At 39.0% G+C, this 12,610-nt stretch carries 7 protein-coding genes; all 7 read left to right on the forward strand.

Going from position 1 to position 12,610, the window contains the following annotated elements:
* The first annotated feature begins 5 nt into the window (after window positions 1–5).
* The 7 genes from rpoC (at window position 6) to infB (ending at window position 12,576) form a co-directional block, all read left to right on the forward strand.
* Window positions 6–4,295, forward strand: a complete 4,290-nt coding sequence (rpoC, locus tag ACE01N_RS13965; protein ID WP_380590096.1) for a DNA-directed RNA polymerase subunit beta' — start codon at window positions 6–8, stop codon at window positions 4,293–4,295.
* Window positions 4,296–4,370: 75 nt separating this feature from the next.
* Entirely contained in the window at window positions 4,371–4,691 is a 321-nt protein-coding gene (locus ACE01N_RS13970) for a DUF3467 domain-containing protein (protein WP_375727002.1), read from the forward strand.
* 135 nt (window positions 4,692–4,826) lie between these two features.
* Window positions 4,827–6,161 (forward strand): argininosuccinate lyase, encoded by a 1,335-nt coding sequence (gene argH, locus ACE01N_RS13975; RefSeq protein WP_380590100.1) that lies wholly within the window; start codon window positions 4,827–4,829, stop codon window positions 6,159–6,161.
* A gap of 19 nt (window positions 6,162–6,180) precedes the next feature.
* Window positions 6,181–7,518, forward strand: coding sequence for a citrate synthase (locus tag ACE01N_RS13980; protein WP_380590103.1), 1,338 nt, complete (start codon window positions 6,181–6,183; stop codon window positions 7,516–7,518).
* A 397-nt stretch (window positions 7,519–7,915) separates the two neighbouring features.
* Complete coding sequence (gene rimP, locus ACE01N_RS13985) at window positions 7,916–8,383, forward strand: ribosome assembly cofactor RimP (protein WP_380590106.1); 468 nt, start codon at window positions 7,916–7,918, stop codon at window positions 8,381–8,383.
* 8 nt (window positions 8,384–8,391) lie between these two features.
* Entirely contained in the window at window positions 8,392–9,630 is a 1,239-nt protein-coding gene (gene nusA / locus ACE01N_RS13990) for a transcription termination factor NusA (protein ID WP_375727006.1), read from the forward strand.
* Between the two features lie 42 nt (window positions 9,631–9,672).
* Window positions 9,673–12,576, forward strand: coding sequence for a translation initiation factor IF-2 (gene infB, locus ACE01N_RS13995; RefSeq protein WP_380590110.1), 2,904 nt, complete (start codon window positions 9,673–9,675; stop codon window positions 12,574–12,576).
* Window positions 12,577–12,610: the final 34 nt, after the last annotated feature.

The raw sequence follows: 12,610 nt of genomic DNA on the forward strand, positions 1-12,610 counted from the left end.
GCTTTATGGCATTCAGAAAAGATAATAAAGTTAAAAGTAATTTTACCCGCATTTCAATCGGCTTAACTTCTCCTGAAGAAGTTTTGGAGCGTTCAAGCGGTGAGGTTACGAAGCCAGAGACAATCAACTACCGAACTTATAAGCCTGAAAGGGACGGACTTTTCTGTGAAAGGATTTTCGGACCTGTTAAGGATTATGAGTGTCATTGCGGTAAATATAAGCGTATTCGTTATAAGGGAATCGTTTGTGACCGTTGTGGTGTTGAAGTAACTGAAAAGAAGGTGAGAAGGGAACGTATGGGGCATATCCAACTGGTTGTTCCGGTGGCTCACATCTGGTACTTTAAATCTTTACCAAATAAAATTGGATATCTTCTTGGATTACCGACCAAAAAACTGGATAGCATTATTTATTACGAAAGATATGTAGTAATCCAGCCAGGTGTTAAAGAAGAAGATGGGATTAATGTAATGGATTTTCTTACGGAGCAGGAGTATCTGGATATTATGGATACAATTCCGAGAGAAAATCAGATGCTTGACGATGACGATCCGAACAAATTCATTGCCAGAATGGGAGCAGAAGCTATTTTTGATCTTTTAGCCCGTCTGGATCTTGATGGATTGTCTTACGATCTGCGTCACAAAGCAAACAATGAAACGTCGCAGCAACGTAAAAATGAAGCACTGAAGAGACTTCAGGTTGTAGAGGCATTCCGTGCATCTAAAGGTAGGAACAAACCAGAATGGATGATTGTGAAAATTGTTCCGGTTATTCCACCTGAGTTGAGGCCTTTGGTTCCGCTGGATGGTGGACGTTTCGCTACTTCGGATCTTAACGACCTTTACAGGAGGGTTATTATCCGTAACAACAGGTTAAAAAGACTGATAGATATCAAAGCTCCGGAAGTGATTCTACGTAACGAAAAACGTATGCTTCAGGAAGCTGTGGACAGTTTATTTGATAACTCAAGAAAAGCAAGTGCAGTTAAAACTGAGGCTAACCGTCCGTTGAAATCACTGTCAGACAGTTTGAAAGGAAAACAGGGACGTTTCCGTCAGAATTTGCTTGGTAAAAGGGTTGACTATTCTGCACGTTCTGTAATTGTTGTTGGTCCTGAGCTTAAAATGCATGAGTGTGGTATTCCGAAGGAAATGGCTGCAGAACTTTACAAACCTTTTGTGATAAGGAAACTGATTGAAAGAGGTATTGTAAAAACTGTAAAATCTGCTAAGAAGATTGTTGACAGAAGAGAGCCTGTAATCTGGGATATACTTGAAAATGTATTGAAAGGTCATCCTGTTATGCTGAACCGTGCGCCTACTTTGCACCGTTTGGGTATCCAGGCATTCCAGCCGAAACTAATTGAAGGTAAGGCTATTCAGTTGCATCCGCTTGCATGTACAGCATTTAACGCTGACTTTGACGGTGACCAGATGGCGGTTCATTTGCCATTAGGAAATGCTGCTGTTCTCGAAGCTCAGATGCTGATGCTTGCATCGCATAATATTCTTAACCCGGCGAACGGAGCTCCAATTACTGTTCCTTCTCAGGATATGGTATTGGGTCTGTATTATATTACAAAAGAACGTGAGGGCGCCAGGGGTGAAGGAATAACCTTCTATTCACCTGAAGAGGTTCTTATTGCATATAATGAGAAAAGAGTCGCGCTTCATGCAAAAATAAAAGTAAGAACTACAGATATTGATGAAGAAGGTAAGATTATTACCAGAATCATTGAAACAACTGTAGGTAGGGTACTCTTTAATGAAAATGTACCCAAGGAAGTTGGTTATATCAATAAGATTTTAACAAAGAAATCTTTGCGTGATATCATTGGGACCATATACAAAAAATGTGGTACTGCTGTAACAGCCGATTTCCTGGATGCTATTAAAGAGATGGGATATATAAATGCATTCAGGGGAGGATTATCTTTCAACCTTGAAGATGTTATTATTCCTGAGGAGAAAGAAAGTCTGGTTTCTGAAGGATATGCGGAAGTGGAGGAGATCATGTCCAACTATAATATGGGTTTCATTACAAATAATGAACGTTATAACCAGATTATTGATACCTGGACGCACATTAACTCAAGGCTGACCTCAACAGTGATGAGACAGTTGAGTACCGACAACCAGGGATTCAACTCTGTTTATATGATGCTTGACTCTGGTGCAAGGGGCTCCAAGGAACAGATTCGTCAGTTGTCCGGTATGAGGGGATTGATGGCAAAACCGCAAAAGTCAGGTGCAGAAGGAGGACAGATTATTGAAAACCCGATTCTTTCTAACTTTAAAGAAGGTCTTTCGGTACTGGAGTACTTTATTTCTACGCACGGTGCACGTAAAGGTCTTGCGGATACCGCTCTTAAAACCGCGGATGCGGGTTATCTTACCCGTCGTTTAGTGGACGTTTCACAGGATGTGATTATTACAGAGGAAGATTGTGGTACACTGCGTGGTCTGAGTATTTCTCCAATCAAAAATAAGGAAGAAATTGTAGCCTCTTTAAGTGACAGGATTCTGGGTCGTGTAACTGTTCATGATGTTTATCATCCTCAAACAGGTGACCTGATAGTACGTTCCGGTGAAATTATTGGGGAACACGAAGCTGAATTAATAGAAAACTCACCGTTGGAAACTGTGGAAGTGCGCTCAGTACTTACATGTGAATCGAAAAGAGGTGTATGTGCTAAATGTTACGGACGTAACCTGTCTACCAGTAAAATGGTTCAAAAAGGTGAGGCTGTTGGTGTTATTGCTGCACAGTCCATTGGAGAACCGGGTACACAGTTAACACTTCGTACATTCCACGTTGGGGGTACTGCCGGTAACATCGCTACTGATAACAGTGTAATTTCAAAATATGATGGTGTTGCCGAATTTGAGGAATTACGTACTGTACCTCATGTTGATGAGTTTAGTAAAAATATAGATGTGGTAATTGGCCGTTTGGCAGAAATGCGTATCATCGATAAAAAGACAAATATTGTATTATCGACACATACTATTCCTTACGGTTCAAAATTGTACATTAAGCCTGGAGCTGCAATTGAGAAGAATACCAAGATTTGTGAATGGGATCCTTATAATGCGGTGATCATTTCTGAAATGGCTGGTAAAGTTCAATTTGAAAACGTTATTGACGGTGTTACCTACAAGCGTGAATCTGATGAACAAACCGGTTTAAGTGAAAAGATTATCACAGAAACTAAGGATAAGAACAAAATTCCAAGTATGCAGATTGTAAACGATAAAGGAGATGTTCTGAAATCATACAACCTGCCTGTTGGCGCTCACATTTCTATCCAGGAAGGAACAGAAGTTAAAAGTGGTCAGATTCTGGTGAAAATTCCGCGTGCTGTTGGTAAAGCGGGTGATATCACTGGTGGTCTTCCACGTGTTACCGAGCTGTTTGAAGCAAGAAATCCATCTAACCCTGCTGTTGTAGCAGAAATTGACGGTGAAGTATCATTCGGTAAGATTAAACGTGGTAACCGCGAGATTGTTATTACTTCCAAGGCTGGAGAAGTTAAGAAATATCTCGTGCCACTTTCCAAACAGATTCTTGTTCAGGAGAACGATTATATCAGGGCAGGTACTCCACTTTCAGATGGAGCTACTACTCCAAACGATATTCTAAATATCAAAGGGCCTACCAAGGTTCAGGAATATATCGTGAATGAGGTACAGGATGTGTACCGTCTGCAGGGTGTGAAAATTAACGATAAGCACTTTGAGGTTATCGTACGTCAGATGATGCGTAAGGTATACATCGAAGATCCTGGTGATACTATCTTCCTTGAAAAGCAAATTGTTGACAAGAATGACTTCATGGAAGAGAATGACCATATCTGGGGTAAAAAAGTTGTTGTTGAAAAAGGTGATTCCACAACACTCAGAGAGGGTCAGATTGTTACAGCGCGTCGTTTGCGTGACGAAAACAGTCAGCTGAAACGCCGTGACCTGAAACCGGTTGAAGCGAGGGATGCAATTCCTGCAACTTCCAGTCAGGTTTTACAGGGTATTACACGTGCTGCTCTGCAGACCAAATCATTTATGTCTGCTGCATCATTCCAGGAAACTACCAAAGTTCTGAATGAAGCTGCCATCAACGGTAAGGTAGATGATCTGGAAGGTCTGAAAGAAAATGTAATTTGCGGCCACCTGATACCTGCAGGTACCGGTTTGAGAGAATATGAAAAACTGGTTGTAGGTTCAAAGGAAGAGTATGAAAAACTGGTTAATGCCAGAAAAAACATTACAGATTCTGTTGAAGCTTTAGGTGAGTAAAAACACGTAAAACTATAGATTAAGGGTGTCTTTTTAAGACACCCTTTTTTTGTATCTTAGCGAAAAAGTTACAACATGGAAAATAAACAGGATAAAAAGGGACAGATTAACATCGAGCTTACAGAAGAAGTAGCACAGGGAACATATTCAAACCTTGCAATCATAACACATTCAAGCAGTGAATTTGTAGTGGATTTTGTAAGAATTATGCCGGGAATACCAAAAGCAAAAGTGAAATCGAGAATTGTATTGACTCCTGAACATGCAAAGCGATTAATGCTGGCACTACAGGAAAACATTAAAAAGTTTGAATCATTTCACGGAACCATTGATCTGCCCGAAGGTGGTAACAATCATAATATTCCAATGGGTTTCGGACCACAGGGTGAAGCATAGCGCACAATAACCTGAAGTTTTATAATGCTGTTTTACAGGTAATTCTGATCTGCAAACGGTATTTTTTGATAGATTTGCATTCCCTTTATCACATTGAATGCCTATCTGAATTTATTTACCTCTTATTTGATAATTATGAAATTGTGGCAAAAAAATGTATCAGTAAATGATATGGTAGAATCCTTTACAGTTGGAAAGGATAGGGAACTTGACTATTATCTGGCTGAGTCAGATGTACTTGGTTCATTAGCACATATAGCCATGTTAAACCGGATTAACCTGATTAGCGATAAGGAGTTACCGTTGCTTCAAAAGGAACTGCAAAACATTTACAGAGATATTCAGGAGGGGAAGTTTAAGATAGAAGAGGGGATTGAGGATGTACATTCACAGGTGGAGTTTTTACTGACCGAAAGATTGGGTGATATTGGCAAAAAGATACATAGCGGGCGTTCAAGAAATGACCAGGTTTTGGTTGATCTCAAAATATTTACCCGGAAACAAATTGAAATTCTTGCAGATAATGTCAAAGTTCTTTTTGAATTGTTGCAGGATTTAAGTGAAAAATATAAGGATGTATTACTGCCCGGTTACACACATCTTCAGGTTGCTATGCCTTCGTCATTTGGTTTATGGTTTGGCGCCTATGCCGAAAGTCTGGCAGATGATTTACAATTGCTTCTGGCGGCATGGAACATAACAAACCGAAATCCGCTCGGGTCCGCTGCTGGATATGGGTCATCTTTCCCCTTAAAAAGACAGTTGACAACAGATTTGCTGGGATTTGATACCATGAATTATAATGTGGTATATGCACAGATGGGAAGAGGAAAAATGGAGAAAACAGTAGGTTTCGCTTTAGCCGGGATAGCTGCAACACTGGGACGTTTTGCTATGGATGCCTGTTTGTATTCCAGTCAGAATTTCGGGTTTATTACCTTGCCGGATGCGTTTACAACAGGGTCAAGTATTATGCCGCATAAAAAGAATCCTGATGTATTTGAGTTGGTTAGGGCAAAATGTAATGTAATTCAGGCTACACCTTTCACCATAAATTCAGTAACAACAAATCTGCCTTCCGGTTATTTCAGAGATATGCAGATAATTAAGGAGGTCTTTATCCCATCATTTGATGAATTGAATAAGTGCCTGGAAATTTCGGTTCATACTTTGAAGGAAATCAAAATTAATGATGCTATTCTGGCGGACGATAAGTATGCATATATGTTCAGTGTGGAGGAAGTAAATAAATTGGTTCTGGCCGGTGTGCCTTTCCGGGAAGCTTACAAAAAGGTTGGTCTGGACATTGAAGCTGGCAATTATCATCCTGAAAAGAAGGTTGTTCATACACACGAAGGAAGTATCGGGAATCTTTGCAATAAGGATATTGCATCTTATTTCGATAGTGTCTTTGGAAAGTTCACCTTCGAAAAGGTGAAAAAAGCTTTAGATACTTTGGTTGGAGAGTAAAAAAAATAAATAATTGGTTATGGTTGAGAATTTATCAGATTTAGTTTATAATGCCTGTCAGATAGACAAGGGGTTATATAATACTTACAATGTCAAACGTGGTTTGCGTAATGCAGATGGGTCTGGTGTTTTGGTTGGATTAACTAACATTGGCGACGTGGTAGGTTACGTGAAAGAAAATGATAAAATAGTACCGGTTGACGGGAAACTATTTTATCGTGGAGTGGAAATAAGTGATCTGGTTCACGGATTTCAAAAATGTGGTCGACACGGATTCGATGAAACCGCATTTTTGTTGCTAACCGGAAAGCAGTCGACTAAAACAGAGCTCCAGGAGTTTTCGGATTATTTAACCACGTTAAGGGACTTGCCTCAGTTCTTTTCCAAAAACATGATCCTTTCACTTCGTGGTCAGGATGTTATGAATATGTTGGCAAGATCTGTTTTAAGTCTTTATGCAGAGGATCCGAAAGCAGAAGATTACAGTCTTCCAAACCTGATTGATCAGTCACTTAACCTGATTGCTAAATTTCCTGTAATTACTGCTTATGCATATTATGGTATGCGGCACTCATATCAAAGAAAATCTTTGATAATCAGACATCCGCAACCGGATTTAAGTACAGCAGAAAACTTTCTTTACATGTTGAAAGGACGTGATTACACGGCACTGGAAGCTTCTGTACTTGATCTTTGTCTTGTACTACATGCAGAACATGGTGGTGGAAATAATTCATCGTTTACCACACGCGTTGTAAGTTCTTCTCAAACAGATACATATTCGGCGATAGGCGCTGCTATTGGGTCTTTAAAGGGGCGTTTGCACGGTGGTGCCAACCTGAAGGTTCTTGAAATGATGAAGAACATTAAAAAGAATGTAAAACACTGGGATGATGAAGCTGAAGTGGCTGAATATCTGACGAAAATTCTAAAGGGTGAAGCTTTCGATGGATCAGGAAAAATCTATGGTATCGGACATGCCATCTATACTAAATCGGATCCGCGTGCTGTACTTCTGAAAGAACAGGCAAGGATGCTGGCTGAAGAAAAAGGAAACCTTGATGAGTACTATTTATATAACACTGTAGAGAGACTTGCTCCGGAGGTATTTTCTAAATTTAAAGGAGGAAGTTCCAAAACGGTTTCGGCTAATGTGGACTTTTATTCAGGTTATGTGTATAACAGTATAAAAATTCCAAAAGAGTTATTTACTCCAATTTTTGCAGTTGCTCGGATTACGGGGTGGTGTGCTCACAGAATAGAAGAGGTAACATTCCAGAGCAGAAGGATTATTCGTCCCGCTTATAAGAATGTTTCCCCAAGGCAGGATTATATAACGTTGTCGGAGAGAGAATAAAATGAAAAAGGGTGGCGAGCGCCACCCTTTTACCCATTTAACCTAAACCTTAACTATGAAAAAATCTACCTGTTTTGTAGGTTTCAAAATTATGACTTTTTTAAAACATAAACCAAACCTTCTACGTTAATCTTTGTTAAGCTGTTTAATTGAATTATAAATACTTATATGTTTTTCAAACCTACTAATAACAGGCTTTTTCAGAATTAATTATTCACATAATTTCATTTATAATGAAGACAAAAAAATTGTGAAAATTATGAAGGTTTTTTGCAACTCAAACCCCTTGTAATATTACGTTTTATTATTTTGAAAAGTGAACTTTTATCATTAATTTTGCGCCGCAATGTGATCTGAGTAGGGGACAAGTTGTCCCCTATTTTATTACTTAAATGAGATGATAACAAAGGATCAGATAGAAAATATTATTTCTGAAAAACTTGTTCAGGATGATGTGTTTATTGTTGATTTAAATGTTACGGCTTCCAATAAAATTACATTGCACATTGATTCTGACACAGGAGTTGATATTGATTATTGTGTTGCAGTCAGCAGGTTGATCGAAGGTAGTTTTGACAGGGAAACGGACGATTTTGATCTAGAAGTGTCTTCAGCCGGATTGAGCCAGCCTTTCAAGGTTTTTCGTCAGTATAAAAAGAATGTTGGCAAGGATGTAACTGTGACACCTAAAAATGGTAAACCATTAACAGGTTTGCTTAAAAGTGTAAATGAAGATGGTATTGAGCTTCAGACAACAGAGAAGTTAGCCATTGAAGGCAAAAAAAAGAAAGAAATTGTTGACGTGGTTCATAAGCTGTCGTTTGATGAAATTGCAAAAACTGAAGTAGTTATAAAGTTTAAATAGAATGTAAGATGGACAACATTAATCTTATTGATACATTTTCTGAGTTTAAAGAATTAAAAAATATTGACAGGGCCACGATGACCAGTGTGCTTGAAGACGCTTTCAGAAGTGCACTCAGAAAGCTTTTTGACACGGATGAGAACTTTGATATCATTATCAACCCTGATAAGGGAGACTTTGAGATATGGCGAAACAGAGAAGTTGTGGAAGATGGGAAAGTAGAAAATCCAAATCTACAGATTGCTTTATCTGATGCAAAAAAAATTGATGAAGATTATGAAGTTGGTGAAGAGGCAACCGATGAGGTTAAGCTGATTGACTTTGGCCGTCGCGCTATTTTAAATCTCAGACAAAGCCTGGCTTCACTGATATTAGAATTGGAGAAAGATAATCTCTACGGAAAGTATAAGGAAAGAGTTGGGGATATTGTTACTGCAGAAGTATACCAGGTATGGAAAAAAGAGATACTTTTACTCGACGATGAAGGAAACGAATTGATTTTACCGAAATCTGAGCAGATTCCATCGGATTATTTCAGAAAGGGTGACGCTGTAAGAGCTGTGGTTGCCAAAGTTGAAATGCGTAACAATACACCGGTCATAATACTGTCAAGAACATCTCCGGTGTTCCTGGAAAGATTATTTGAATTAGAAGTTCCGGAGATTTTTGATGGCCTTATCACCATCAAGAAAATTGTTCGTATTCCAGGAGAAAGAGCAAAAGTGGCGGTGGAATCTTATGATGAACGTATTGATCCGGTTGGTGCTTGTGTAGGAATGAAAGGTGCCAGAATTCACGGTATTGTAAGAGAATTAAGAAACGAAAATATTGATGTCATTAATTTTACCAATAATACTTCACTTTTTATTTCAAGATCTTTGAGTCCTGCTAAGATTTCATCCATAAAATTTGATGAAGAGACCCTAAAGGCTGAAGTTTATCTGAGACCGGATGAGGTTTCACTGGCTATTGGTAAAGGCGGATTAAATATTAAACTCGCCAGCCAGTTAACTGGTTATGATATTGATGTTTACAGAGAGGTTGATGCAGTAGATGAGGAAGATGTTTCTCTGGATGAATTCTCTGATGAAATTGAAGAATGGGTAATCGACGAGCTTAGAGCTATCGGGTGTGATACTGCAAAAAATGTGCTGGAACTTTCATTTGAAGAGCTTGTTAAGCGTACAGACCTGGAAGAAGAAACGGTTGCAGATGTACTCAAAATATTAAAATCCGAGTTTGAATAAGATTTTCGGATTTACAATTAATTAATTTAGGCGTATTTGTTTATGGCTGTAAGGTTAAATAAAATTGCTAGAGAATTTAATGTAGGTATTTCAACTATGGTTGAATTTCTGCATAAAAAGGGTTATGAGGATGTTGAGAATAACCCTAACACTAAGGTTAATGACGATGTTTATGAAGTTCTCAGAAGAGAATTCAGCTCTGATTTGTCAGCCAAAAAAGAGTCTGATAAGGTAAGTGAACAGCGTCATAACAAAGAAAAAACTAAAGCAACAATAACTTTACAGGACGGACCTCATGAGAACGTAGCAACTGATGAGGAGGAAGAAATTCCAACACTTATTCCTGAGGATGAAAGACCTTCATTTAAGATTGTTGATAAGATTGATTTGGATTCCATTGGTAAAAAGAAAAAAGCAAAACCAGAGGTTGAACCAGAACCGGAACCGGAATCTGAACTGGAATCTGAGCCGGAACCTGAAACTGTGAAGGAAGAACCTGAGATGGTTCAGCAGGAAGAAGTGGTGGATGAAGCCGTTGAAGAGGAAGCTGCTGAAGAAGTTGAGGAGGTGGCTGAATCTGCAAAGCAGGAGGATGAAACGGATTCAAATTCTGATTCACATACCGAAGATGAGAATACGAATAAGGAAGAGGTGGAGGTTTTTAAACCTTCAGACGTTAAAATAGAGCAAAAAATAAAGGTCGTTGATAAAATAGACCTTTCCACGATAAACCAGAAGACGCGTCCTGCCAAGAAGAGTAAAGAAGAAAAGAAAAAAGAAAGGCTGGAGAGAGAGAAGCAAAAAAATCAGAAAAAGGAGAGAGTTAATCAGGAGCGCGTTGATTCAAGAGGTCCTGTTAAGGTTGACAAAAAAACTGGCTCCGGTTCAACTGACGATGATGATCAATCTGGCAAGAAAAAGCGGAAACGTATCATCAAAGACAAGGAGAAGGTTAATCTTGGAAGTCATGCCTACAGAGATTCCAAACAGGGTGCCGGTAAAAAGAAAGTCACCAAGGGTGGAAAAAAATCCTATAAGCCGGAAATTAGCGACGAAGATGTTCAGAAGCAGATAAAAGACACGCTTGCCAGATTGACCAACAAAGGTAAATCCAAAGGTGCAAAATACAGAAGAGATAAAAGGGATGCTGTTTCTGAAAAACATCAGCAGGATCTTGCACGTCAGGAAGAACAGAAAAACATTCTTAAACTGACAGAATTTGTTACGGTAAGCGACCTTGCTAACATGATGAATGTGGCTCCGACCAATGTGATCAGTACTTGTATGAGCCTTGGTTTGTTTGTGTCTATTAATCAAAGACTTGATGCGGAGACTATTACGATTGTGGCTGATGAGTTTGGTTACAAGGTTGAGTTTGTAAGTGCAGATGTACTTGAGGCAATAGAAACTGCAGATGAAGATCTGGAAGATGATACTCCAAGATCACCTATTGTAACGGTTATGGGGCACGTTGACCACGGTAAAACGTCGTTGCTTGACTACATAAGAAAATCAAATGTAATTGAAGGTGAGGCTGGAGGAATTACGCAACATATTGGTGCATATAGTGTTGCCCTTGAAGATGGAAGAAAAATAACATTCCTCGATACTCCGGGGCATGAGGCTTTTACGGCAATGCGTGCCAGAGGAGCAAGAGTAACAGATATCGCAATTATTATTGTTGCAGCAGATGATGATGTTATGCCACAAACCGTTGAGGCGATAAATCATGCAGCAGCGGCTGGAGTTCCAATTGTTTTTGCGATTAATAAAATAGACAAGCCAGGAGCGAATCCTGAAAAAATAAAAGAATCATTGGCTGGAATGAATTACCTCATTGAAGAATGGGGTGGAAAGTACCAGTCACAGGATATCTCAGCAAAACAGGGACTTAATGTTACGGAACTTCTTGAAAAAGTTCTTTTAGAAGCTGAATTACTGGATCTGAAAGCAAATCCTCAAAAGCATGCTTCAGGTTCAGTCGTAGAATCATCTTTGGATAAGGGCCGTGGGTATGTCGCTACGGTGCTGGTACAGAATGGTACACTTCGCATTGGAGATGTTATTGTTTCCGGTGCATATCATGGTCATGTAAAGGCCATGTTCAATGAAAGAAATCAACGGATACAGGAGGCGGGACCTGCAGAACCGGTATTAATTCTTGGATTGAATGGAGCGCCTCAGGCAGGTGATGATTTCAATGTACTCAGTTCAGAGAAAGAGGCTCGCGATATAGCAACCAAACGTGAACAATTGCAAAGGGAGCAGGGGTTACGTACTCAGAAACATATTACGTTGGATGAGATTGGACGTCGTATTGCTATTGGAAACTTCCAGGAACTTAATGTGATTGTTAAAGGTGATGTGGATGGTTCAATAGAAGCATTGTCTGATGCCTTACTTAAATTATCAACAGAAGAGATTCAGGTTAATATTAAGCATAAAGCTGTTGGTCAGATATCAGAAGCTGATATTTTGCTGGCTGCTGCTTCAAATGCCATTGTAATTGGTTTCCAGGTCAGACCCTCAATGAGTGCCCGTAAACTGGCAGAAAAAGAAGAAATTGACATTCGCCTGTATTCTATTATATATGATGCAATAAACGAAGTAAAAGATGCAATGGAAGGAATGTTATCGCCGGATATTAAAGAGGAAATTGTAGCAACACTTGAGGTGAGGGATACCTTTAAAATTACAAAAGTGGGAACCATTGCCGGTTGTATGGTTAAAGAAGGAAAAATAAACAGAAACTCTAAAATACGTCTTATACGTGATGGTATAGTTATCTATACAGGTGAATTAGGTTCACTGAAACGTTTTAAAGACGACGTAAAAGAAGTGGCTTCCGGTTATGAGTGCGGTTTAAATATTCAGAATTTCAATGATATTAAAATAGGTGATATTATTGAAGGATATAAAGAGGTAGAAGTTAAAAAGACTCTTTAATTACTAACACAATATTTATTAAAAAATAACGTAT

Origin of the sequence: Quyinboa ferrireducens, assembly GCF_042436675.1 — a bacterium.
Lineage (GTDB): Bacteria > Bacteroidota > Bacteroidia > Bacteroidales > UBA5342 > JBHJHP01.